Here is a 24,563-nt window from a genome sequence, read left to right on the forward strand (position 1 = left end):
CCTATTACCCTTTTATAAATGACAACACTTCTGCTCTTGTATTTCCATCTTCCGCAAAAACACCTCTAACCGCAGAGGTGACTGTTTTACTACCAGGTTTTTTCACACCACGCATCGTCATACACATATGTTCTGCCTCTACGACTACCATCACACCATGAGGATCTAATTTATGTAATATTGCATCTGCTACTGTAGCTGTAATGCGCTCTTGAAGTTGTGGTCTTCTTGCAACAGTTTCTACAGCCCTTGCTAACTTGCTTAATCCCGTCACCTTACCATTTCTAGGAATATAAGCAACATGCGCCTTCCCAAAGAAAGGGACAAGATGATGTTCACACATTGAAAAGAATGGAATATCTTTTACAAGGACAAGTTCTTCATGGTCTTCACCAAAAACGGTTTCAAAATATTCTTCAGGGTCCTGGTGTATGCCCGAAAACACCTCTTCATACATTTTTGCTACTCTTTTTGGTGTATCTAATAACCCCTCTCGGTTCGGGTCTTCTCCAATAGCGTCTAATATAAGCTTTACAGCTTCTTCAATTTGAGCGCGATTTACTTCTGACATTCAGCTACCTCCTATTACGGAACTATAAACTATTATCTTACATGCTAGCATAATTATTTCCTAACAGACAAAAAGTTATAGAAAAAATAAAGGATAAACTTTCTTCCTTTTAGGATACTATTATATAAATGAACACAAGTACCGTCAAACTCCTATGATGGTTTTGAAAAGAAATCTATATGTTAAGTACAAATAGTAGCAAAAAACATAGTTTTTTATAACTCATTCATAAAATGGTCATTCACTTGAAATGGTGGAATGTGCATTGATTTTGTAAAGAGAATGAAGAACGTGAATCATTCATTTTAATTGTCAGTCAGTTATTGGGGTCTTCTTAATCATTTAACGAAGAGTAAAAGAATCCGTAGACTTTAGCCCCTTTACCTTTGTGGATTGCACTACTGTTGTATAGGACTAGGCAATGTTTGAAATTAATCGTAAATTTATAAGAAAAACCGCGAAAAAAATTCGCGGTTTTTCCTTAAGCAATTAATTATGTAATTAATTACTTTACTGCATCTTTAAGCGCTTTTCCTGGTTTGAAAGCAGGAACTTTGCTTGCAGCGATTTCGATTTCTTCGCCAGTTTGTGGGTTGCGGCCTTTACGTGCTGCACGTTCACGAACTTCAAAGTTACCAAAACCAATTAGTTGTACTTTATCACCATTTTTAAGTGCATCAAGCACTGTATCGAAAACAGCATCAACTGCTTTAGTAGCATCTTTCTTAGAAAGCTCGCTAGCTTCTGCAACTGCATTAATTAGTTCAGTTTTGTTCATTACTTTCACCTCCTCCCAAAAAAATATCGTAAACCCAGTAAAATAAAGATTCCTTACATTCATTTGTAAACAAAATTACTGAATTCTATACGTTGTAACGCATTTTTGTTGAAGCAGAAACTTATCATATCTCAAAAAAAGAAGAATTTCAACTTTTTTGATGCAAAAAGCCTTATTTCATAAGGGTTCTTACCGTTACAACGTTAATTCTGCTTAAAAGATTATCATAATCAATTGAGCATATCAAGGATATTTCATGATTTGATGGCAATCTTTTCTTATTTGAAACAAATTTGTAATAAGGGGAGAGAAAACCCGTCAATCTAGGCTTAAAGCTTGACAAATTTGTAGAGATAAAAAATGTAAGCTCTTTCATTTTAATAATACAATTCTTTATAAAGAACAATTCAAAGTAACCATATTGTATTTTTATTCGTTTCTATGTAGACGAAAGTTTGAATGGTCTTTTTAGAAGGGAATTCAAGTAAAGCTTCTACCGAAATTCCACGCTTCTTTCGTTTTAAATAATTCTCTATTTAACCACTCATCCGTTCATACTTTTTTTACCATAAAAAAAGACAACTTTTCATCCGAATAGAATGAAAGTCGCCTTTTATTTCTACAAAATAATGGCAATGAGTCCCCCAGAGCCTTCGTTTATAATTCTTTCTAAAGTCTCTTTGAGTTTATATCTAGCATTCTCAGGCATCAATGATAGCTTCGCTTGGATTCCTTCTCTAACAATCGAACTAAGCGATCGACCAAAGATATCTGAATTCCAAATTGAAAGGGGATCATCTTCAAAGTCTTGCATTAAGTAACGAACTAATTCTTCACTTTGTTTCTCTGTTCCGATAATCGGAGAAAATTCAGATTCGACATCAACTTTGATCATGTGAATAGACGGAGCAACAGCTTTCAAACGAACCCCAAACCTTGAACCATGCCTTGTTATTTCAGGCTCATCTAAACTCATATCAGACAGTGATGGAGCTGCGATGCCATATCCTGTCTGTTTCACCATTCTAAGCGCATCTGAGATTTGATCATATTCTGATTTTGCATGGGCAAATTCTTGCATCAGTTCAAGAAGATGATCTTTGCCACGTATTTCAACACCGACAATTTCTTTTAATACTTCATCATATAAATCATCAGGCGCATATAAATCAATTTCAGCGATCCCTTGACCCATTTCTATACCGGCTAAGCCTGCACGATCAATAAATTCGAAATCACTAAACTGATGTACAACACGATCAACATCTCGTAACCTCTTAATATCTTTGACAGTCTCTTTTACGGCTTCTTGATAACTCTCACGTAACCAATGATCTTCGTGGAGGACCATTACCCAACTTGGCAAGTTTACATTTACTTCTAAAACAGGGAATTCGTACAACGCTTCTCGCATCACGCTATATACATCAGATTCCCTCATTCCTTCTACACTCATAGCAAGTACAGGGATATCATATTTCTCTGATAGCTTCAAACGAAGATCCTCCGTTGCCGGATGGTGTGGTTGCACACTATTGATGACCATAATAAATGGTTTTCCTACTTCTTTCAGCTCTTCAATTACTCTTTCTTCAGCCTCGATGTAGTTTGCGCGAGGAATTTCTCCAATTGTACCATCTGTCGTAATGACGACACCAATTGTAGAGTGTTCTTGAATGACTTTTCTTGTACCGATTTCAGCAGCTTCGTGAAATGGAATCGGCTCCTCATACCAAGGAGTATTGATCATTCTTGGACCATTTTCATCCTCATATCCTTTTGCTCCTGGGACTGTATATCCAACACAATCAACAAGACGGATATTTACCTCCAAGCCTTCATCTACATGGACATTAGCAGCTTGATTCGGCACAAACTTTGGTTCTGTAGTCATAATTGTTTTTCCTGCTGCACTTTGAGGGAGCTCATCCTGGGTACGTGCTCGATCAGCCTCATTGTCCATATTTGGGAGGACTGCTAGCTCCATGAATTTCTTAATAAATGTCGATTTTCCAGTACGGACTGCACCTACTACTCCAAAATAGATATCACCGCCTGTTCGTTCGGCAATATCTTTAAAAATATCTACCTTTTCCAAGTGATCCCCTCCTGAATCATGAGTTAGTGGGATAATATTATCCAATAATTTATATTTGTACACTATATATCTATGATGTTGTCCGATATGAATATGCCAACTTTTTAAAAAAATCCCCTTTCTCACTTTTTCTTTATGCAATCAATTGTTGCTTTTCATTATTGTATTAAAAGAGAAAAAAACCCTCCCTCTACAATATATTTTGTAGAGAGAGGGTTATGACTAATTCACTAAAAATATTGGTTCATTCTTTTTTTCATCTATTGTATACGGTAATGAATAAGATGGTACAAAAGGTGAATCTTCAACTAAATGGAAGCGAATATCACTGTTTTCAGCTTTAAGATCCCCAGCCTCCATTAATTGCATTAAGTCGGTACGATAATCAACGAACACTTCTCCGTCGCTTGTCACCACATACGATAGTTCGTTACCACTAAACGGACTAACAGCTTTCGGTTCGTCATTATAACCGATTTTAGAGAAATCTAATGAGTATACATTTTCACCGATATTATCCTTATATGGTGGATATCCTTCCATGCGAATTCGAAGAGTAATATCTCTGATTTCATCAGCAATACGTAAATCAGACAATTTCACTTTCGGATCATCTTCAACATCAATCAGTACATATTGAAAAACGCCTCCGGATTCAAATGCATTGCTAGGATACTCAGCCATATACTTTGGTACAAGTTTCTTAAAATCAATTGGATATTTTTGAAAAAGCGGTGTATCTTCTTCGGTCGTTTTTATAGGTAATAGACCACCTGTCTCATCTTGATATTGCTTGATGGCTGTTTGTACGCGATTAATTTCATCCTCGTAAGGAATTTGATTTTTTGCTCTTTCTTCTTCTGGATACATACATCCAGATAAAAGAAGGGTTATGAGTATAAATAAGCTAGTTAAATAGCTCTTTTTTTTCATATACATCAACCTTTAATTATGTATTTTCAGGGAAAACCCCTTGCGATGTTCTATTCTGAAACGGGACCGCTAAATACGACTAGAAAAATAATGAGACCACTTACTACCATAAAACTATAGGCAAATAGAGCAGTTACCCCTTTCAATACCCCATTTTTCAACTTAAACCGACTTAAATAAATAAGTAAAATAGCAATAAACATAAAGCCCATTGAAGCAAGGGCAATCCACATTTTCATTAAACCAGGTGACATCTCATTCACTCCTTTTTCCGAATTGTATTATACCATACAGTTCGTTCGCTTTGACAGCATTATCAGATAATTTTATGTATTGCAGTAAAAGGCAAGCAATTATTTGACTAATTGAACATTCTCAATATCCATTGTAGGAATCACCTCTTTGACTTCTTATTCTCCATTTATATGAATGGTAACATAGCAAGTCAAAATATAAAAAATAACCGAGGAATAAGAAGGGGCTCCCTTATCCTCGGCAAATGACTAAAATACCCTATTCACCCTGTTCATTTTACCAGTTTGCTTCAAAGGCATTGTATGCAAAGGATAAGCCGCCCGTCTCCTCATATGCCTATATTTTTATAAACAGCACCAAATTATTAGTTAATCTTGATTTTGCGCCATAAAAATATCCGCAATATCTTCCATTTCATTTGTTTTTGTACGCGCCATTAGACGGTCAACTCCATCTTTAGCATCGATATCATTAAATAAAATGTCATATAGAACAGAAGTTATGGGCATTTGCACATCGTATTTCTCTGCTAATTGATAGGCTGCCCTTGTTGTTCGAACACCTTCAACAACCATACCCATATTTTCTAATACTTCATCTAAGTTTTTGCCTTTGCCTAGAAGATTCCCTGCACGCCAGTTTCTCGAATGAGTACTTGTACAAGTCACAATTAAATCACCTATGCCAGCTAGACCTGAGAAAGTTAGCGGACTTGCGCCCATTTTTACACCTAGTCTGGTGATTTCTGCTAATCCTCTAGTTACTAGCGCTGCTTTAGCATTATCTCCATAACCAAGTCCATCTGAAATGCCGGCTGCTAATGCAATAATGTTTTTTAATGCGCCACCAATTTCAACGCCAACAATATCCGGATTAGTGTATACTCTAAAGTTTTGGTTAATAAATAAATCTTGGACTTTTTCAGCTGCCTTCATATTTTTAGAGGAGACAGCTACAGTTGTCGGGTGACGCAAACTCACTTCTTCTGCATGACTAGGCCCTGATAGAACAACCACATCTTTTAAAAGGGCTTTAGGTGTCACTTCTTCAATCATTTCGGAAATTCTTTTTGAAGTATCTGGTTCAATCCCTTTACTCACATGTACGATGGTCAGTGGTTCTTTTCTCACTTCAGCTATGCTCTGTAAAACTTCTCTAATCGCTTTCGTAGGTACAGCTAAAATGATTGTTTCGATACCTTCTAATACTTGATCAAGCTTTGTATAACCTACGATATTTTTTGGTAAAGAAATCGCAGGTAAATATGCCTCGTTTGTATGGTTTTCATTAATTTCTTTGATTTGTTTTTCCTTGTGACCCCATAAACGCACTTCATGGTCATTATCTGCCAGCACCATCGCAAGGGCTGTACCCCAACTTCCGGCACCAATAACAGCTATTTTTTCTTTTTGACTCATCTTGCATTCACCTCATTTCAATTCATTTCGCCTATTTAAAAGAAGGAAAGGAACCGCCAATCTGAGAAAAACGTTAGTACAGCGGAAGAATAGTCGTTTTTTTACCTTTATTAATTGGCATATACTAAAGAGCCGCTGGTCCCATAAAGCTAGAAACATCATTATGTAAGGGACAGCTATTATGAAATGATGAGACATCAAATCGTACAGCTGTCCGCTTTTACTATGCTAATAGTGAATAGTTTATTTTCGCTCTCTTGCAATAATTTTAATTGGCGTCCCTTCAAATCCAAAAGCATCTCTAATTCTGTTTTCAAGAAATCTTTCATAAGAGAAGTGTAGAAGCTCAGGATCATTAACAAATACGACGAAGGTCGGCGGTTTGATTGCTACTTGGGTAGCATAATATATTCGCAGTCTTCTTCCCTTATCTGTTGGTGTTGGGTTCATTGCCACTGCATCCATTATAACATCATTTAAAACATTTGTTTCCACGCGCATCATATGATTTTCACTAGCAATGTTCACCATTGGAATCAATGTATGAATTCTTTTCTTTGTCAATGCTGATAGAAAAACAATCGGTGCGTAATCAAGGAATTGGAAATGATCCCTAATATTTTGTTCGAACTTCTTCATTGTTTTCTCATCTTTTTCAACAGCATCCCATTTATTCACAACAATGATGACAGCCCTACCAGCTTCATGTGCATAGCCTGCAATTCGCTTATCTTGTTCAATGATACCTTCTTCTCCATCTAGTACAATGAGAACAACGTCAGAACGTTCTATGGCTCTTAAAGCACGTAACACACTATATTTCTCAGTCGTTTCGTACACTTTACCTTTTTTCCGCATACCCGCTGTATCTATAATGACATACTCATCACCATTATACTTAAGCTGTGAGTCAATCGCATCTCTTGTCGTTCCTGCTACATTAGAAACAATGACGCGATCTTCTCCTAGAATAGCATTTACTAAAGATGATTTCCCTACATTTGGACGGCCTATAAGCGAGAACTTTATGACATCATCATCGTATTGATTTTCTTCATGATTAGGGAAGCTCTTAGCTGCCTCATCTAATAAATCACCCAAACCTAAACCATGTGATCCTGAGATTGGAAACGGTTCACCAAAGCCTAGGGAATAAAAGTCATAAATCATTTGTCTCATTTCTGGATTATCAATTTTATTGACTCCAAGAACAACAGGCTTTTTTGCTTTATACAAAATTTTCGCTACTTCTTCATCCGCAGATGTCACACCTTCACGACCGTTTACTAAGAAAACGATCACATCAGCCTCGTCGATAGCGATTTCAGCTTGTTGACGAATTTGTTCTAAAAAGGGCTCGTCCCCAATATCTATGCCACCTGTATCAATAATATTAAAGTCATGAGTTAACCATTCTGCAGAACTATAAATGCGATCTCTTGTAACGCCAGGAATATCTTCAACGATTGAAATTCGTTCACCAACAATTCTGTTAAAAATAGTAGATTTTCCTACGTTTGGACGTCCGACAATTGCCAGTACTGGTTTTGTCACGAACATCACCCCTCAATTTCATTAAAATACTTGCTTATATTAATTTAATGTAAGCAAATTTGATTTAAAAGAAACCCTTCAACTAATGAAGGGTTCAACTATAATATATTACCAAACAGCCACCTTCCTTACAAGGAGAAGCTGCATATTCATTATTTAATGGCGGACAATCACGTACATTTCTTCAGTCAGCATATGAGCGATTCCGTCTAAAATAGCTTCTAAATTTGTAGCAATCACTTCCATTTCTCTTTTATCCTCACAATGAAACACGGCTGCACCACTAGGGACTTTCTTTGGGTTTGTTGTAATAACTGCAAGTACAAATTTATTGATTTCCATCATTTGTCCCTCCCTTTATTTCGGTACATGCATTTCTTTTGGCATTTTTATTGCATTTTCCAGAGTTGGTACACCACCAATTACTTTAATTGCTTTTTCAACTGTTCTTTCCTGAGGAAGAATGAATACCCCTACCCGCCCATCATCTAAATCCCGTTTAGCTAATGGCACAAGTGCTGGGGCACCGGAATCCGTAACGACCCCTAGAGCCGTTGAAACATCATGTAATATCGCTTGTCTTTGCCCTAAATTTGCAATGGTCGTATTTACATTAAAATTTTTCGGAACCAGAATAAAACCCATCCCATACTTTAAAATTTCTTCTTGTCTTTCCGGAAGTCCAATGTTCATAATATAAATGTTATCAACATATAATCCGGCTCCGTCGAAATGCGGCTTTACATATTTGATTTCCACGATATCTGATAACTTACCACCACTCATCATTACTTTTGATAACACGACGGCAATAGCAGCAGCGATAATTGCTACCCAAAGATTAAATAAGAGGTAAAATAATGTAGTAATAAGAGATGTAAACATGACTAAATAATTCCTGCTTTCAAAGGCAATAGCAATTCCTTCTATATAAGTCCTACCTCGGGGAACCATCTCATAACTATCTAACTCAGTTAACGTATTTCTTTCCATATTTCTAACCTCACGGAACTGTGAAGCAGCAACGGTTAAGAAGGTAATTGCAGTAAAATCCTCCTCCATGATTGACGGGATGGCAACACTGCCTAATCCAGCAGCGATAAAACCTAAAGCAATATGAATAATCTTCCCATGTAGATAGGTTGGGTACTGTCGATAATCTGTTCTTAACATATAAATCCTTGTTAATGTGCCAACAATTACACCTAAAACAACTGGATAGATATATTCATTCATGATAATTTTGCTTCTCCTTTACTAATGGGTTTAAGTTTCTTTCTAGGTAAGCAGCCAAATATTCAATCATATTCCATCCAGAAACAACTACAAATGCCATACTTAGGACATCAAGAAAGCCAAAAGATCCAATTTGGAAAGGAAAGCCATACTTTTGAATAATAAGGGCAAATATTACCTCCCCGTTTAATGCAGCAAATATTAATATACAAATACGGCTTAACGCTTGCTTATGAAGAAGTATGACTAAACACGCTAACATACCGGCTAACATCCAGTCACGGTTAAAAACAACCCAAATTGGATCAAACATCTCAAAGCAGAGAAAAGCACAGTAAGCAAATGAGACAATGAGCATACATGTAACCAAATAGAGAGGATGACCACATTGCGATTTTACAAAGAGAAAACTAGCGGCAATGTAGAGAAGAAAGAAACTCACACCAATTTCTGTCGTTCCAATTGAAAAATGATAAGGCGTAATGATAATAAGCAATAATAGTGCGAATGACGCTAAATAACGGTATGTATTTGCCTTACTTACGAAAAATGTGACAATAATCCAAAGCGACCAAGCAATCCAATAAAAGAAAAGACCTTCCAAATAAATACACCTCCTACTATTCCCATTATGGGTAGAAAATATGTAGTTTAATCTATTTGAATAAAAAATGTCTGATTTCTTATCTTAATAATTAGGAGGTGTAGATATGGGAAAAGATCGTCAGGAAAAAAAACTAAAAAGCAGTAAGAGAGTAGAATCAGATCGTGACCAAAGTATTCAATACGACGGGGCAACATCAATGCAAAGTCCAGAAAATGCACGCAAATTAAATAATAATGAATAACTTAAAAGAATTGTGTAAACCTCTTAGTAACGCGAATACTCTTTATTTAACTGTTTTACTTTAAGTATTTTTGTCCTTTTCGGGTATTAGCGCGACTTTTGTTTTGTATTCAGTCAACAAAGTCGCGCTCTTCTTTTTTATGACTTTGATTAATGATATAGTTTAAAAATCAAAAGACTTTTAACGTAAAAAAAGAGACTACTTTTGTAAGTAGCCTCTTTTTTTAAACATTATTTTGAATGAATCATTCTTGAACTGTATGTATGTGTATCCATTTGTCGCTGTTGCAGCCACTCAAGCACTTCTCCCTTAAAAATAAGGGGGGCAAGTTGTAATTCGTTAAGATTGCTTGCACCTATAGCTGTCATAATTATTTTTAATTCTTCATGAAGGGAAGTCACTTCTTTTACTACTGCTTCATAACCAGAATCCACTAAGATCTTCAAGAAATACCCTGCCATTCCTACACCGTTAGCACCAAGCGCAATAGCTTTTGCAATATCCATACTCGTCTGAATTCCACCAGATGCAAGTATCGTTATATCACTATGTGATTGTGCTTCAACAATGGAAGTAGCAGTCGGAATCCCCCATCCATCAAAGAACGACAGTACCCTCTCTCTTCGTTCGTTTTCAATTTTAGAGAAATTAGTGCCACCATAACCACCAACATCCACAATATTAACGCCAACACCTTTTAGCTTTTCTACTGCTTCACGACTCATACCGAATCCTACTTCTTTAACGATAATTGGTACATCTAAGTGATTTACAATCTTCTCGATACGCATGAGGGCATGCGAAAAATCACGATCTCCCTCTGGCATCGTTAGCTCTTGGACGACATTTACATGAATTTGTAATGCATCTGCTTGTATCATCTCTACAGCATCTTTGGCTTGATTTACCGTGGCTTCGCTACCCAAATTGGCAAATATTAGTCCATCTGGATTTTCTTTCCTTACAATTTCATACGAAAAGCGTTCTTCTGAATTTTTTATTGCTGCCATCTGCGAGCCTACTGCCATCCCTACCCCTGTCTCTTTAGCCACCCGCGCGAGCAGGCGATTAATTTCAAGTGTCTTTGCACCACCGCCACCGGTCATTGCATTGATAAAAATAGGCGAACTGAGTTGTAGTTCGCCTATTTTCGTTCCCAAATGAATCTTTGAGAGAGATGTGTTAGGTAAGCTTTGATGTACAAAAGAAACACAATCAAATCCAGCGTTATTCGTTTGACCAGTTGTTAGCGCATATTGAATATGATCCCATTTTCTCTTTGCTCTCGTCACTATACTACCACCATTATTTATTTAATTTCTTTAACTGTTCACCAATCATTTCACCTAATTGGAACCCTTTAGACTCTTCAGGCAGTTCATAATCAATTGTTTCTTCTTCTTTTTCAACAAGATCTTTAATGCTTAGAGAAAGTCTTTCATCGTTCTCATTCACATCAAGGACTTTCACTTGCACTGCTTGACCTTCTTTTAATACTTCGTGCGGTGTGGCAATATGTTTATGTGCGATTTGAGAAATATGAACAAGTCCTTCCACTCCAGGGAATACTTCTACAAAAGCACCATAAGATACAAGTCTTTTCACTGTGCCTTCTAACACACTACCTTTAGGGGCTTTTTCAGCAATACCATCCCATGGACCAGGCAAAGTATCTTTAATAGATAGTGAAATTCGTTCATTATCCTTATCTACACTTAGTACTTTTACTTTGACAGATTGACCTTCTGTAACAACATCTGAAGGCTTAGCAACATGCTCATAAGAAAGTTGTGAAATATGGACTAAACCATCAACACCACCGATATCAACAAAAGCACCGAAATCTGTAATACGTTGTACAGTTCCATCAATCACGCTTCCAGCTTCAAGCGAACCAAGTAATTCTTTCTTTTGCTTTCCTTGTTCCTCTTCAACAACTACACGATGAGAAAGAATTAAACGATTTTTATCTTTATCTAACTCAACAATTTTAAAAGCTAATGTTTGACCTTTATAATCTGAGAAATCTTCAACAAAATGTGCTTCAACTAAAGAAGCTGGTACAAATCCGCGAACTCCAAGGTCTACGACTAATCCACCTTTAACAACATCTTTGATTTCAGCATCAAAAACTTCACCGTCATTAAATTTTTGTTCTAGCTGTTCCCAAGACTTTTCAGCATCTACTTTGCGCTTAGATAGCACGAGCGCTTCTTCTTCTACTTTTAACACTTCTAATTGTAGTTCATCACCTTCTGCAACAGCATCGCTAGCTGTTTCTACATGAAGACTTGATAGTTCACTAATTGGAATAATACCATCTAATTTGCTATTTTCGATATCGACAATCACTTGCTTCTCTTCTACTTTTGTCACTTTACCATTTACTTTATCGCCAACTTCAAAATTTGCTACTTCAATTTCATTCATTTCTTCTGACATATGTATTCCTCCTTAATCCAATGGCTAATTTCATTTTCCACTTATAAAATGCAATCTTACAAAGTGTAAATTGCACTAAATAAACTAGAGTTGTAAAACCACTTTGATCCTGAAATATAAAATGCCTTTTTATAAACTTCTTACAAATAGCACCTTTTGTCAAGTAAGAAGGTTTAGCGATTCTGTTCGATTAATTTTTTAATTTCATTCATAATGATATCCGTTGTTTCTTCTGCGTTGACTTTGTTTGCCCGGATTTCATCCATTGGGATAGGCTTTCCGTAGACAACTTTTAATTTCTTAAAAGGTTTATACGGGCCAATGATGGCACAAGGTACGACAGCAACATCAGAACGAAGAGCAAAGAACCCTGCACCAGCAAGACCTTTACCAACTTCTCCCGTTTTACTCCTCGTCCCTTCTGGAAATAAACCTAAAACATGCCCTTCTTTAAGAACCTTTAACCCATTTCTCAATGCTTCACGATCACTCATTCCTCTTTTTACAGAAAAAGCATTCAGATGTGGTAATAACTTCCCTAAAACTGGCACGTTAAACAACTCTTCTTTTGCCATAAAGTGAATGTCTCGTGGCGCTGTAATCCCTACAATTGGCGGATCCAGGTTATCAATATGATTGCAACATAAAAGGACGCCACCTTCTGCTGGGACATTCTCCCTACCTTTCACATCCATGCGATAAACGGGCTTTAATAAGCCGTATACTAAAGAGCGTGCAAATGTATATACACTCATATTATTGAATCCTTTCCTCAACCAACTTCATAATTCTATCAACAACTTCGTGAATGCTTAGTGATGTTGTATCCAATTCCACTGCATCCTCAGCTTTTTTGAGTGGTGCAACTTCCCTTTCCGAATCTAACTTATCTCTATTAGCAATTTCCTCTTTTAAAAGAGCTAAATCTGAAGGAAAACCCTTTTCTAAGTTTTCAGCGTGGCGTCGAGCTGCTCGTTCATCCACTGATGCTAAAAGAAACACTTTTACTTCTGCATCAGGTAAAACATGTGTACCAATATCACGGCCATCCATCACTACACCACCTTCTTGACCGAAGCGTTGTTGACGGGCAACCATTTCTTCTCTTACCTGCTTATGTTTAGAAACCGTAGACACTGAATTAGTTACTTCAGCTGTTCTAATTTCCGTAGAAACATCTAACCCATCTAAAAGAATACGTTGGCCAGATTCTCCAGGATTTAAGACAATGTCTGTCTCTTTTAACAAATGAATTAATGATTCTTCATCATTTATATCTATTTCTGACTGCAACGCTTTAAATGTTAACGCGCGATACATCGCCCCTGTATCTATATAAATATAATGAAGCTTCTCAGCTATGATTTTAGCAACTGTACTTTTCCCCGCTGCTGCAGGTCCATCTATGGCAATTGATATTTTATTCATAAACCCTCCTGAAATACCTATACAAATATATTCTTTACGTTTTATATTCTATCATAAATTCACTTAATTAGTTGTAATGATTATGTGTCATTAATAATCCCCTCTTCTAATAAGGAGTCTTTTTATTAATTAAAATAATATGGTCGTTTTAAAAAAATAAGAGAAACACTAAAAAAGGATGTTCTCAGGAAGAACAATCCAAAAGGTCTGTAAAGCTATTGTTTCTGTTGGCCTGACTTTCATCATAAAATCAAGTTAAGGCCTATTTAAGTAAAATACTTCCTCATCATTATATTCTAAATGATGATTCACTCCTTCATATCTTGTCACTTCATTAAAATCCGGAAATAGATGTAAATGATGAAAAACGGTTTGAAATAATAGTAACAACCCAAGATGAAAAATGATTAATAGTATGAGTGTACGTTCGAATACTTTCACCCTTCCACCCCCATTAATCATTATGGAGACACAAAAGAGATTTTATGCTGTTCTGCTTAAGATTGTTTACTTTTCTTCATATGAAGTAACTGTTGTTCGAAGCAAAACCTCATCATTGCTTGTCTATCTTCTGCATTTATTTGTGGAAATCTAAATGATATAACGAGACGCCCATCTGCTAATGCCTCTTTCCTTACATATTCTGACGCTAAAACAAAGGAACGCTTTTTACCTTCTATCACAAGTGTAAAACGCAATAAATAGGGCGATGGTTTATACAAATAGGTGAAATGATTAACAACTACAGCTATTCCCCCTGCACTTATATTTCTACTTATCCCTATAATAGAGTGAGACATCCCTTCACCTACGGGTTGAATTTCAACAGATTCATTGAAATCAACTCTAACATACTCCCTCATTTGTTCCTTCTCATGAGTAAATTCTTTTGCATAAGCAATTTTCAATAATGGTGTTGACTGCATCATTCGACCGACCACTCTTCCAGAGAAGAAAAACATTTTCCCATTTGCATTGTAAGCAACACACTTAATTCTTCTTCCATCTACTAAGTACATTTTCCGATTCGTTTGTAAACAAACGGGATAATGAATATGTATTATATCCTCTTTAATTTCAGCAATTCTAGATATGTACTTGCCCTCACTTGATAGATAATGTTCTATATACAATTGATCACCTGGTGACAATGTATTCCCTCCTAATCTTTTCTACTTTTCCTTATTTTATCACTTAACTGTTACAAAAGAACTATATTTTTATTTGAATGAGATGAGATTTATTAACATCATGGTATAATCGCATTACTCTATTTAGTCCTAATTTTTTTCTGCGTTTATATTTCATCTTCATGTCTTTATTTAGCCAATGATTTCCATAAAAAAAACAAAAAGAACCCTTTTCGGGTCCTTATTTGCCTTATACCACATCTTCATAAATCGGTTCTGCATTTTGCAATTTTTCTACTTTTTCTTCTCTTCCATTTTCACTATTAATATAGATGCGATACGTGTCTTCACCTAATGTCCCAGTAAATTCATAACAAAGTACTTCTTCATTACTATCATTCAATATAATCGCTAAACGGTCATCCATAATTTTAAGCTGACTATTGATTTTTTCTCTTGCTTCCTCTTTTGCTAACACAGCTTGAGGAATATCTCGCTTATGATGGGATTTCAAATAATCCTCTGCTGAAAACCCTAAAATTTGCCCATTATCTAATGCTACTTTCATCTTAATTGAATCTGGGTAAATTCTTACATCGTCCTGTTTAGACACAAATGTAAACACGCCCATTTGATCATATTGCACACTTTCAAATAGATCAAGATCTTCAAATTCATTATCTTTTAAAAATTTCACTGCTGATTGATGGGCATCTTCCAGACTAATTTTTTGTTGTTTTACATCTCTTGCTGTGATAAGCCAAATAGGATAACCGCCCTTTTTAGTAATATCTAAATTGGTTTCTATACTTTCTTTAGGAGACCTTAGTGATACACTAAAAAATCCATAATCCGATCCTTCGCCATTTTCTGCCACGGTTGCTTTAACATCATCAGGGGATTGCGCATATTTCTTCGCTTCTGATACAGCTTCTTTTTTAGATATTTCTTTTCCTTCTAAGTATTGATAGTTCTCATCTTTCTTTTGCATATTTACAAATGCGGGACCTAAATCCGTTTCATCGTATCCCTCAACTGTTTTTTCGACGGTTTGAAAGCCGTCTATAATTGTATTATCGGCTGCTTCATTATTTGTAGCAAGCGCTGTTTCTACATCCATCCAACGTAAGTCATTTTTGACGACCATATGTTGCACATTCCGTAATTCTGATTGAATATCTGCTGCCTGCTTATATAACCCTTGTAAAGACTGATATTCTTCATCAGTCAATGGGTCTTTATCCAAGTCTCTAATCGCTGCCTTATAACTAAACTCACCAATTTGTGCTAAAAATTCTTCCGTCTTATTAAATGGTAAAAGGGATAGTGGCAGTTGACCTACATCTGAATGTGCTTGAGAGGTAATTCTCCAAACATCCGCAAGCGCAGGAGACAGTGAACTTCTAGAATTCATTGCCAATGTAGATCCGATTTTATCATGTAATACATCGATTTCATAAGTGAGTTCATGAAATGCACGTTGATAATTGTTTTCTGCGTTAATTAATATCGCATTTTTCTCACGATGTTCTTGATAACCCCAGACAGCAGTTCCGATAACACCAACTGAAAGAACAGTTATGAGTATTCCTTTTAACACGTGACTTCACTCCTTATTTACAGAAAATATGTTGTCCAATTTTTTTAATTTGTGGCCTTGTCCAAATCCATGGACTTGTTGCAGTATCTGGATTAAAGTAATAAAGGGCATCTCCACTCGGATCCCAGCCATTAATAGCATCTATCACTGCTTCCCTCGCTGTTTCATTAGGTGTTAGCCAAATTTGCCCATCTGCAACCGCCGTAAATGCTCTTGGTTCAAAGATCACACCATAAACCGTATCTGGAAAAGACGCACTTTCTACTCTGTTCAATATTACTGCCGCTACCGCTACCTGCCCTATATAAGGTTCGCCACGCGCCTCACCGTATACCGCATTTGCCATCATTTGTATGTCGTTTTCCGAGAATCCACTAGGAACATTTGCTGAAGTTGTACCACCGGAATTACCACTTGATGCATTACCATCATTTTGATTTGATCCACTATTATTAGCAGGTGCTTGTTGACTTAAATCCGTGCCGCCATAATGTGTAAATGAATTCCCTTGATTAATTTGATTCTTCACATATTGCTTATCATAATTTGACGCACTCACCAACTTTTCCTTCGTACCAGAACCAGCAAGCCCATCTATATCCAAGCCAAATTCATATTGGAAATTACGTAATGCCCAATATGTGCCCCATCCGAAGACCCCATCGATTTTACCATTATAGAATCCTAAATATTGCAATCTTGCTTGTAGCTCAATGACATCATCGCCTATCGCTCCTTGTCTAATCACTTGATTCGAAAAAGCATTTGCCGACTTATCCAATTCAGCCATTGGAATAGTCGTCGCTATAAGCAGTAGTATTAGCATCACTTTAGTAAACATCAATAGTTGTTTCATCGTACTAACCTCCAAAAATACATCTTTTCATCTGTTAAACAATCAGGTAACCTAATATGGCGTTTTGCAGGCAAAAAATGATGGCTGTAACAGTTAATCCTCGATCTCATCTTTTTTCACGTTTACTAATCAGCGAGGAAGCTAACAATACATCTATTTTTTGTTCCAATTGGCTTTTTATACAAATTCAATGAGAAAATCATTTGGATAAATATAGCATTTACAGGGTGGTCATCAAATAGAGGCTAGTACGCTTGAGATTTAACGATTTTTATAAAATTCAACTTCTATGTTAAATGTTCTGATTACTTATTTTCCTTTAGAAGGTATCCGTCAGCCGTAGGAAGCTTGGTGATTTGACAAAAAGAAAAGAAGGCGGATTTGAGTGTACTCAAATCCACCTTCTTACTTTATCTGAAACTCATTACTCATAGCCTCTTTTTAACCTATGTTAACCATAATTTGTTCTTGTATCTTCTAATGATTGATTATATTTAGCACTTAGTATTCTCGCTTGTTTGGCTTTTTTTAGCCCCATCCACCAAAGAAAGATCATAAATGGAACAATAAACAGCAACCAATTTTCTAATGTTAATAAAATATAATCATATGTTCCATGCAAAAGAAAAGGAGTTGCTAGAGATAGGCATAGCCATTTCCCTCTAGATTTTTTCGAAAACTTTCCTTTTCCTAAATAATAGCCCATAATTACACCAAAAAGAGCATGACTAGAAACCGGGAATAACGCACGACCTAGCGCATGCTCTATACCAAGTGTCAATAAATAAAAGATATTCTCCAATGTTGCAAACCCAAGTGATACTGCTGCGCCATAAACAATGCCGTCATACGGTTCATCAAAGTGCACATGGGGGTAAATAATAATAAGTAGGATAAACCACTTAAAAAATTCCTCAAGCATACTAGAAGAAAGAAAAGCAGAAACAAAATGAGAAGTAAACACTTGTTCTACTTCAAATACATATTGGATAAACATTATGGGAAACACAAGAAGTGCCCCAAATAAAAAGGTTCTAAAAACCATCGAAAAGGGCTCAGTCTCATATTGATCTTTTAAATAAAAGTAACTTAATAATGCCAAGCCAGGAGCAATGGCAGCAGATATTAATCCCAGCATGGGCTGTTCCTCTTTTCAAAGCTTTTCTTTAATCGTATCATGTATAGGTAAGATTGAAAATAAATTTACCAAAATAATTACATATTAATTGGAGGTACCAAGTTGGATAAAAAGAAAATACTCCTAATTCATACAGGTGGGACCATTTCAATGAGTGAGGATGTTGAAACAGGTGCAGTATTAACAAATGAAGAAAACCCATTAACAAGACAAACAAAAGAGTTAAATGAGCTTGCGCACTTGATCGTCGAAGAACCATTTCAATTACCTTCTCCCCATATTACGCAAAAAGAAATGCTTATATTACGAAACTTAATTCATTCTTACAAGGATAAGGTATCTGGTGTTGTCATTACACATGGTACTGATACATTGGAAGAAACCGCTTATTTTCTTGACTTAACAGTAAAGGGTTCTTTGCCGATTGTTGTGACTGGGGCTATGCGCTCTAGTAATGAAATTGGCTCAGATGGATTATATAATCTGATTTCTTCTATTCGTGTAGCCATTTGTGATGAAGCGGATGGAAAGGGCGTTTTAGTAGTGCTGAATGATGAGATTCACACAGCTGAAAATGTGACAAAGACACATACTAGCAACGTCTCGACCTTTCAAAGTCCTCAATATGGACCCATAGGTATAGTCACAAAAAGGGGTGTACTTTTTCATCACCTCCCTGTTCAACATGCACATTTCGAAATCGAACAAGCTGATAAACAAGTGATGCTCATTAAAGCTCATGCCGGCATGGACTCTACCCTATTAGGAGCCATTGCACAAACTACATGCGATGGATTGGTGATTGAAGCGCTTGGGCAAGGAAACCTTCCTCCAGCCATGCTTCCTGGTATAAAAGATTTACTTGCTAGAAAGATTCCTATTATTATCGTATCAAGATGCTTTAATGGCATTGCCCAAGATGTTTATGGTTATCCTGGAGGGGGCAAAGAATTAAAAGAGCTTGGCCTCATTTTTTCTAATGGATTAAATGGGCAAAAAGCTCGTATTAAACTATTAATCGCTTTGGAAAGTAGGATGCCTTTCGAAAAACTTGAAGAAATGTTTCAACTATAAAAGTATGATTTACTGAATTTCTTTATTGCATCTATTAGATGGAAAGTGTACTGAGTTGATTGCTAACTCCTTTGGCAGTTGTGAAGATCTTAATGATAGTAAGCGACAAAATTTCAACATATGGAGAAATCAGCCTTTACAAAAGGCTAATGGTATTGACAAGTGATGCCATATCATTTGAAAACCCGAACAAAGCAAAGCACCATTGAAAAGTGTTTTGCATAAAGTTCGGGTTTACTTAAGCTCATATTCTCGTCTGAATTTGTTTGTTTATTGTTCTTTCTCTTTTATCGCGTTGGCAATGATTTCTCCATGATGCCTACCATTCTCGATAAATATTTCATTGGCATTATTACCCGCTGCAATCACGCCAGCAATATATATACCTTCTACATTGGTCTCCATTGTTTCAGGATGATGCTCAGGTTTTCCAGTTTTTTCGTCTTTTTTAATGCCTATTGATTGTAAAAATGGATGATCTGGATGATAACCAGTCATGGCAAAGACAAAATCATTCGCGATTTCCTTGATTTGCCCCTCTTTCTCATAGACAACAGAAGTTTCTCTTATTTCCTGAACATTTGCATTAAATTCCATTTGAATATTCTCATGACGAACAAGTGAATCAAACTGCGGTAAAATCCACGGCTTAACGCTTTTTGAATATTCCTCGCCCCGATAGAGAACCGTCACATTTGCCCCAGCCTTTTCTAATTCAATGGCCGCATCAACACTGGAGTTTTTCCCACCAATAACAACAACATCTTTATTAAAAAACGGGTGGGCTTCTTTAAAGTAATGAAAGACTTTATCTAAATCTTCACCAGGGATCCCCATATAGTTTGGTTGATCATAATACCCAGTTGCAACAATAACATAAGATGATTGGTACTCCGCTTTGTCCGTTTGCACAGAGAAATCATTATCTTTTTTCTTTGTGATGCTTTCAACCTTTTCATATGCATTGACATTGATTGCTTTTCGTTTGACCACTTCTCTATAATAGGTAAGTGCTTGATTTCTATTGGGTTTATGTTCAACCGTTACAAACGGTATATTACCAATTTCTAATTTTTGACTGGAACTAAAGAAAGTTTGATGAGTCGGGTAACGATAAATGGCATTAACAATGTTGCCCTTCTCAATGACTAAAACATCTTTCCCTAACTCTTTTAAACAAATGGCTGCGGCTAATCCACATGGTCCACCACCAACCACAATCGCATCTTTTTTATTCATGATGATTCACCTCTTGGACTGACCCGTATGATATTTTATATATGTAGAATTGAAAAAAATCTCCTAATGTATATAATAGGAGATTTTTTACCTTCTTTCAAATGTAAGAAATTGTGAAAATTAAATCCAACCTCTAAATCTTGATGCTTCAGCCATTTTACGTACACCAACCATATACGCAGCTAAGCGCATATCTACTCTACGTGTTTGAGCGGTTTCATAAATATTATTGAATGATTTCACTAGTATTTTTTCTAATTTTTCTTCTACTTCTTCTTCAGACCAGTAGTAGCCTTGGTTATTTTGTACCCATTCAAAATAAGAAACTGTTACACCACCGGATGATGCAAGCACATCAGGCACAAGAAGAATATCTCTTTCTGTTAATATTTGCGTCGCTTCTAATGTTGTTGGGCCATTCGCTGCCTCTACTACTATACTTGCTTTAATATTATGTGCGTTTTCCTCAGTAATTTGATTTTCAATTGCTGCAGGAACCAATACGTCACAATCGAGCTCGAGTAGCTCTTTATTTGAAATCGTCTCATTAAATAACTTTGTTACAGTTCCAAAACTATCACGGCGATCAAGTAAATAATCAATATCTAAACCATTAGGGTCATGAAGCGCACCGTATGCATCAGAAATACCCACGACTTTTGCGCCTTCATCATGCATAAACTTCGCTAAGAAGCTACCTGCATTACCAAAACCTTGTACAACCACGCGAGCACCTTTTAAATTAATACCCTTTTTCTTGACTGCTTCATGAATACAGATCGTTACCCCTTTAGCTGTTGCTGATTCCCTACCATGAGAACCACCAAGTACAAGTGGTTTACCAGTAATAAATCCTGGGGAATTAAATTCATCCATTCTACTATATTCATCCATCATCCAGGCCATAATTTGTGAATTTGTAAATACATCTGGAGCTGGAATATCTTTTGTAGGACCAACAATTTGGCTAATCGCTCTAACATACCCTCTACTTAATCTCTCAAGCTCACGGAAAGACATATCCCTTGGATCACAAACAATACCGCCTTTACCTCCGCCATATGGTAGATCGACTATTCCGCATTTTAAGCTCATCCATATAGATAGTGCCTTCACTTCTTTTTCTGTTACATTAGGGTGAAAACGAATTCCCCCTTTTGTAGGACCGACTGAATCATTATGCTGAGCACGGTAACCAGTAAAAATTTTCACCGTCCCATCATCCATCCTAACAGGAATTTTCACTGTTAATAAACGCATTGGCTCTTTCAACAGTTCAAAAACCTCTTCTGGATATCCAAGTTTCTCCAACGCTTTGTGGATTACGATTTGAGTTGACTTCAAAACATCCATTTTATCTTCTTGATTCGTATGATCAGTACCTTTATCGGCCACTATTTGAAACCTCCTAGAAAAATTCACATTCTTTAGTTGTCCGCTTTCAAGACATAGTATACACCTTTACTCTATTTATGCAAGGAGAAAAAGCAATTTTTTCTTATTTTTATGTAAACGCTACCAAAGCTATAATATTGCGTATTTTCCTTATTTTCTAAAATATTTACATCTATTTTATTTTGCCTTTAATAGCTGATTTCATTCATAAAATACACATGTGTATTTATCGAGTTAGGTTGAATTCATTTCAGCGATAGGCTCCATATTACATCCTATTCCCAAAGAACTAATACGATAAACATCAAGGCACCTGAATATTCAAACAAATAGGATCACTTAAATCCTATTTGCTTGAATGTAATATCATTATTTAAAATAATGTTCGATCTTTTCTAATGCATGGTCCCTAATTAATTCTTTTCCGTATTCTTTAATAATATATAAACTCACAAAAGAAACGGTACCATATTCAGCTAAAATTGAAATCAGTTTTTCTTCCGTTTGTTTTCTATTGCATTCAATCAATACATAATAAAGTCCGTTATACACATATAAAGAATTTACCACTTCTTCTTTCCATATTTTCCGGTGACTTAATGAAATAATATTCTCAAAATCATCAAATTCATATAAAATATAGTCTTGTTTGTCTACATCTACTTGAAAATCAATGATTCCATCCTTAAGCCATTCTTCTTCTACTTCTTCTTGTATCGTTACAATCATAACCATTCCTTGTATTTGCATTGAAAAAATCTCGATACTGATTGTGCCATATATATCAAGGTCAAATTCTTCACTTGCTTCCTCAAGCATATCTTGAAAAAGCTGATGCCATTTTAAAGAGTCCTTCCAAATATCTTCCTTTGACAAGCCTCTCTCAAACAAATCATCTAAAGTAAGCAAAATTTTAATTTTATTATCATTCAAACGCTCCAATTGCATTTCTCCTGCCCCCTGCCCAGAACCGACTCTTGTGATTAGTGTATGGTATATACTTTAGTTGGTGAGTCGTCCTTAACATTTCCTTCTAAACTTGGATATAAAGAAAGGATATGTGTTTGTGCAGGTGCGCCTAGCCTTAAAGGCAAGGCTGTTGTCCCATAACCATTACTTACAAAATAAGGTATACCGTTCTTATGTTTCATCCCACCTTTTTCATAAGGTCCCCAGTTTAAGATACGGATTTGCCCACCATGGGTATGTCCTGACATCATAAACGAGATTTGATATTCTGGTAATAAATAGTCAACAATACCAGGATCATGGCTCATGAGAATACGACAGCCATTCCCAGCATCCTCAATTGCAAGATCAATCTGGTCTCTTTCTCTACTAAAATCATCTGTTCCAAGCAACACGATACGTTTACCATCTGAGCCTTCAAAACTGACTGCTGAATTATCAAGAATTTTCACTCCGAGATCTAATAGCAATGCATCTAACTCATGAAAATCCACTTCATAATCATTATTCCCCCATACAAAATAAGTCGGAGCAATAGAAACAAGGTTTTCTATATTCCGTTTCGTCCTTGCCAAAGGTACTCCCTTTTCTGTTAAATCTCCGCCAATACATACGATATCCACCTTTCTATCTTTAACAGCTTGAATCAACTTTCCTGATAGCTCTCTACGATGGATATCAGAAATGAAAAAAATGTTCAACCCTGCAAGACTATCTGGTACACCTTGTATTGCAACCTTTCTCACTTCAATTGTATCTTTATGTGCTTCCTTATACATATAAACGACGACACCAACGATAATAAACAGTAATGCACCTGCTAAAATAATATACATGACTCCACCTCATCTATATGTACTAAAATTTAAGTTAGTCAATAAAAAAAGGATGCTCTATAAGCGAACAACCTAAATATCATTTATTTTGTTTCTACAACTCTTATATTTCATGTGAACTTGCCCGATTGTCACTGATGCCTTGAATCACCGTTTGTGTTCTGTAAGAAGTTCTTAGATTTTCACATGATTCATGTCATACAGTCACAAACTGGGGTAGGTTTTAGGAGCAGTTCCTCATTCTCTTCATTCGTATGAAATAGACTTAAATGTCTTTATTCCCTAACTTTGATTATTTGTTCTCATGAAACAGATTAATATCATAATTTTTCTTCATCATATTAAAGACATGATGTCTGTTTTTCCACTCATCCTCTTTTTTCCACAAGTCCTTACTCTTATCGATAATCTCGCATCTAAGTGCATGATATTCTTTTTCCGCTTTATCACGCTTCTGTTGTAACAGAACCATATATCCATAAAAGCCAATTAACGTTACCATACTGTATAAATTGAATGGGTGATTAATATAAACAGAAAAAACAGAAGCAAATGAATAGGAATAAGGTAAATAAAATTGATAATACACAAAAATAACATAAGCAAATGATAGAAATACAACTAGCCACATAATAACCAAATGCCACTCTTTCAAATGATCATATTTCGCTTTTCTTTCAACTACTTTTTGAAGCATTTGTCTCGTTGCTTGGTCTGTTCTTTCATCTAGTTGATTAATTGCTGTTTCCATAAACTCCCCCCAAT

General features: G+C 36.0%; 26 protein-coding genes. 2 read left to right on the forward strand and 24 right to left on the reverse strand.

Translation table 11 applies throughout. The features are described from left to right. Positions 1–4 precede the first annotated feature (4 nt). The 10 genes from folE to LG276_RS15075 all read right to left on the reverse strand — a co-directional run bounded on the left by folE (position 5) and on the right by LG276_RS15075 (position 9,447). Entirely contained in the window at positions 5–571 is a 567-nt protein-coding gene (gene folE, locus LG276_RS15030) for a GTP cyclohydrolase I FolE (RefSeq protein ID WP_224937426.1), read from the reverse strand. A 505-nt stretch (positions 572–1,076) separates the two neighbouring features. Next, positions 1,077–1,349: a non-specific DNA-binding protein Hbs gene (hbs, locus tag LG276_RS15035; protein WP_066200607.1), complete on the reverse strand. Its 273-nt coding sequence runs from the start codon at positions 1,347–1,349 to the stop codon at positions 1,077–1,079. A gap of 619 nt (positions 1,350–1,968) precedes the next feature. Continuing rightward, positions 1,969–3,447 (reverse strand): stage IV sporulation protein A, encoded by a 1,479-nt coding sequence (spoIVA, locus tag LG276_RS15040; RefSeq protein WP_095372751.1) that lies wholly within the window; start codon positions 3,445–3,447, stop codon positions 1,969–1,971. Positions 3,448–3,669: 222 nt separating this feature from the next. Then, positions 3,670–4,380, reverse strand: coding sequence for a hypothetical protein (locus LG276_RS15045; RefSeq protein ID WP_251161926.1), 711 nt, complete (start codon positions 4,378–4,380; stop codon positions 3,670–3,672). A 50-nt stretch (positions 4,381–4,430) separates the two neighbouring features. Beyond that, on the reverse strand, positions 4,431–4,634 hold the full coding sequence (locus tag LG276_RS15050) for a DUF2768 domain-containing protein (protein ID WP_095372749.1): 204 nt from the start codon (positions 4,632–4,634) through the stop codon (positions 4,431–4,433). 369 nt (positions 4,635–5,003) lie between these two features. After that, on the reverse strand, positions 5,004–6,053 hold the full coding sequence (locus LG276_RS15055) for an NAD(P)H-dependent glycerol-3-phosphate dehydrogenase (protein WP_251161927.1): 1,050 nt from the start codon (positions 6,051–6,053) through the stop codon (positions 5,004–5,006). Between the two features lie 243 nt (positions 6,054–6,296). Beyond that, a complete protein-coding gene (gene der / locus LG276_RS15060) occupies positions 6,297–7,607 on the reverse strand; it encodes a ribosome biogenesis GTPase Der (RefSeq protein WP_095372747.1) in 1,311 nt (436 codons plus the stop codon). A gap of 156 nt (positions 7,608–7,763) precedes the next feature. Then, positions 7,764–7,949, reverse strand: a complete 186-nt coding sequence (locus LG276_RS15065) for a capping complex subunit for YIEGIA (protein ID WP_224937423.1) — start codon at positions 7,947–7,949, stop codon at positions 7,764–7,766. A gap of 15 nt (positions 7,950–7,964) precedes the next feature. After that, the gene (locus tag LG276_RS15070; RefSeq protein WP_095372745.1) at positions 7,965–8,843 is read right to left on the reverse strand and encodes a YIEGIA family protein; all 879 of its coding nucleotides are present in this window, start codon (positions 8,841–8,843) and stop codon (positions 7,965–7,967) included. Further along, entirely contained in the window at positions 8,836–9,447 is a 612-nt protein-coding gene (locus tag LG276_RS15075) for a hypothetical protein (protein WP_224937422.1), read from the reverse strand. Before LG276_RS15075 ends, LG276_RS15070 begins: the two co-directional genes overlap by 8 nt. Before the next feature lie 106 nt (positions 9,448–9,553). On the opposite strand from LG276_RS15075, the gene LG276_RS15080 reads away from it, so the two are divergent. Next, on the forward strand, positions 9,554–9,691 hold the full coding sequence (locus LG276_RS15080) for a YpzI family protein (RefSeq protein ID WP_224937421.1): 138 nt from the start codon (positions 9,554–9,556) through the stop codon (positions 9,689–9,691). A 230-nt stretch (positions 9,692–9,921) separates the two neighbouring features. Here LG276_RS15080 and fni read toward each other — a convergent pair whose 3' ends face one another. The 9 genes from fni to prsW form a co-directional block, all read right to left on the reverse strand. Then, positions 9,922–10,983 carry a type 2 isopentenyl-diphosphate Delta-isomerase gene (fni, locus tag LG276_RS15085; protein ID WP_251161928.1) on the reverse strand — a complete coding sequence of 354 codons (1,062 nt, stop codon included), beginning with the start codon at positions 10,981–10,983 and terminating at the stop codon, positions 9,922–9,924. Positions 10,984–10,996: 13 nt separating this feature from the next. Further along, a complete protein-coding gene (gene rpsA, locus LG276_RS15090) occupies positions 10,997–12,133 on the reverse strand; it encodes a 30S ribosomal protein S1 (protein WP_404292265.1) in 1,137 nt (378 codons plus the stop codon). Between the two features lie 173 nt (positions 12,134–12,306). Then, on the reverse strand, positions 12,307–12,888 hold the full coding sequence (locus LG276_RS15095) for a 1-acyl-sn-glycerol-3-phosphate acyltransferase (RefSeq protein ID WP_251161929.1): 582 nt from the start codon (positions 12,886–12,888) through the stop codon (positions 12,307–12,309). Position 12,889: 1 nt separating this feature from the next. Beyond that, the gene (gene cmk / locus LG276_RS15100) at positions 12,890–13,561 is read right to left on the reverse strand and encodes a (d)CMP kinase (protein ID WP_224937417.1); all 672 of its coding nucleotides are present in this window, start codon (positions 13,559–13,561) and stop codon (positions 12,890–12,892) included. Positions 13,562–13,816: 255 nt separating this feature from the next. Continuing rightward, positions 13,817–14,002 carry a DUF5359 family protein gene (locus tag LG276_RS15105; RefSeq protein WP_251161930.1) on the reverse strand — a complete coding sequence of 62 codons (186 nt, stop codon included), beginning with the start codon at positions 14,000–14,002 and terminating at the stop codon, positions 13,817–13,819. Positions 14,003–14,058: 56 nt separating this feature from the next. Beyond that, positions 14,059–14,712, reverse strand: coding sequence for a flagellar brake protein (locus LG276_RS15110; protein ID WP_251161931.1), 654 nt, complete (start codon positions 14,710–14,712; stop codon positions 14,059–14,061). A gap of 229 nt (positions 14,713–14,941) precedes the next feature. Next, on the reverse strand, positions 14,942–16,291 hold the full coding sequence (ypeB, locus tag LG276_RS15115) for a germination protein YpeB (protein ID WP_251161932.1): 1,350 nt from the start codon (positions 16,289–16,291) through the stop codon (positions 14,942–14,944). Positions 16,292–16,304: 13 nt separating this feature from the next. After that, positions 16,305–17,081, reverse strand: a complete 777-nt coding sequence (sleB, locus tag LG276_RS15120) for a spore cortex-lytic enzyme (RefSeq protein WP_373370920.1) — start codon at positions 17,079–17,081, stop codon at positions 16,305–16,307. Positions 17,082–17,598: 517 nt separating this feature from the next. Next, entirely contained in the window at positions 17,599–18,285 is a 687-nt protein-coding gene (gene prsW / locus LG276_RS15125) for a glutamic-type intramembrane protease PrsW (RefSeq protein ID WP_095372734.1), read from the reverse strand. 150 nt (positions 18,286–18,435) lie between these two features. Between prsW and LG276_RS15130 the strand changes: the two genes are divergently transcribed. Further along, entirely contained in the window at positions 18,436–19,359 is a 924-nt protein-coding gene (locus LG276_RS15130) for an asparaginase (protein WP_233435385.1), read from the forward strand. A 270-nt stretch (positions 19,360–19,629) separates the two neighbouring features. On the opposite strand, the gene LG276_RS15135 is transcribed toward LG276_RS15130, so the two are convergent. From LG276_RS15135 to LG276_RS15155, 5 genes are all read right to left on the reverse strand, one after another. Then, positions 19,630–20,598: a YpdA family putative bacillithiol disulfide reductase gene (locus LG276_RS15135; protein ID WP_251161933.1), complete on the reverse strand. Its 969-nt coding sequence runs from the start codon at positions 20,596–20,598 to the stop codon at positions 19,630–19,632. Positions 20,599–20,718: 120 nt separating this feature from the next. Then, positions 20,719–21,996 carry a Glu/Leu/Phe/Val dehydrogenase gene (locus LG276_RS15140; protein WP_224936212.1) on the reverse strand — a complete coding sequence of 426 codons (1,278 nt, stop codon included), beginning with the start codon at positions 21,994–21,996 and terminating at the stop codon, positions 20,719–20,721. Between the two features lie 366 nt (positions 21,997–22,362). Further along, on the reverse strand, positions 22,363–22,941 hold the full coding sequence (locus LG276_RS15145) for an adaptor protein MecA (protein WP_251161934.1): 579 nt from the start codon (positions 22,939–22,941) through the stop codon (positions 22,363–22,365). A 35-nt stretch (positions 22,942–22,976) separates the two neighbouring features. Then, a complete protein-coding gene (locus LG276_RS15150; protein WP_251161935.1) occupies positions 22,977–23,798 on the reverse strand; it encodes a metallophosphoesterase in 822 nt (273 codons plus the stop codon). A gap of 292 nt (positions 23,799–24,090) precedes the next feature. Next, positions 24,091–24,549 (reverse strand): YpbF family protein, encoded by a 459-nt coding sequence (locus LG276_RS15155; protein WP_095372729.1) that lies wholly within the window; start codon positions 24,547–24,549, stop codon positions 24,091–24,093. Positions 24,550–24,563 lie beyond the last annotated feature (14 nt).

Source organism: Cytobacillus kochii, assembly GCF_044790165.1.
GTDB lineage: Bacteria > Bacillota > Bacilli > Bacillales > Cytobacillaceae > Cytobacillus > Cytobacillus kochii.

Bases quoted from the DNA above. Each gene is read 5' to 3' on its own strand.
- folE (WP_224937426.1), bottom strand. From the start codon at position 571: ATGTCAGAAGTAAATCGCGCTCAAATTGAAGAAGCTGTAAAGCTTATA.
- hbs (WP_066200607.1), bottom strand. From the start codon at position 1,349: ATGAACAAAACTGAACTAATTAATGCAGTTGCAGAAGCTAGCGAGCTT.
- LG276_RS15045 (WP_251161926.1), bottom strand. From the start codon at position 4,380: ATGAAAAAAAAGAGCTATTTAACTAGCTTATTTATACTCATAACCCTT.
- LG276_RS15050 (WP_095372749.1), bottom strand. From the start codon at position 4,634: ATGTCACCTGGTTTAATGAAAATGTGGATTGCCCTTGCTTCAATGGGC.
- LG276_RS15055 (WP_251161927.1), bottom strand. From the start codon at position 6,053: ATGAGTCAAAAAGAAAAAATAGCTGTTATTGGTGCCGGAAGTTGGGGT.
- LG276_RS15065 (WP_224937423.1), bottom strand. From the start codon at position 7,949: ATGGAAATCAATAAATTTGTACTTGCAGTTATTACAACAAACCCAAAG.
- LG276_RS15070 (WP_095372745.1), bottom strand. From the start codon at position 8,843: ATGAATGAATATATCTATCCAGTTGTTTTAGGTGTAATTGTTGGCACA.
- LG276_RS15080 (WP_224937421.1), top strand. From the start codon at position 9,554: ATGGGAAAAGATCGTCAGGAAAAAAAACTAAAAAGCAGTAAGAGAGTA.
- rpsA (WP_404292265.1), bottom strand. From the start codon at position 12,133: ATGTCAGAAGAAATGAATGAAATTGAAGTAGCAAATTTTGAAGTTGGC.
- LG276_RS15095 (WP_251161929.1), bottom strand. From the start codon at position 12,888: ATGAGTGTATATACATTTGCACGCTCTTTAGTATACGGCTTATTAAAG.
- cmk (WP_224937417.1), bottom strand. From the start codon at position 13,561: ATGAATAAAATATCAATTGCCATAGATGGACCTGCAGCAGCGGGGAAA.
- sleB (WP_373370920.1), bottom strand. From the start codon at position 17,081: ATGGCTGAATTGGATAAGTCGGCAAATGCTTTTTCGAATCAAGTGATT.
- prsW (WP_095372734.1), bottom strand. From the start codon at position 18,285: ATGCTGGGATTAATATCTGCTGCCATTGCTCCTGGCTTGGCATTATTA.
- LG276_RS15130 (WP_233435385.1), top strand. From the start codon at position 18,436: ATGAGTGAGGATGTTGAAACAGGTGCAGTATTAACAAATGAAGAAAAC.
- LG276_RS15135 (WP_251161933.1), bottom strand. From the start codon at position 20,598: ATGAATAAAAAAGATGCGATTGTGGTTGGTGGTGGACCATGTGGATTA.
- LG276_RS15145 (WP_251161934.1), bottom strand. From the start codon at position 22,941: ATGCAATTGGAGCGTTTGAATGATAATAAAATTAAAATTTTGCTTACT.
- LG276_RS15150 (WP_251161935.1), bottom strand. From the start codon at position 23,798: ATGTATATTATTTTAGCAGGTGCATTACTGTTTATTATCGTTGGTGTC.
- LG276_RS15155 (WP_095372729.1), bottom strand. From the start codon at position 24,549: ATGGAAACAGCAATTAATCAACTAGATGAAAGAACAGACCAAGCAACG.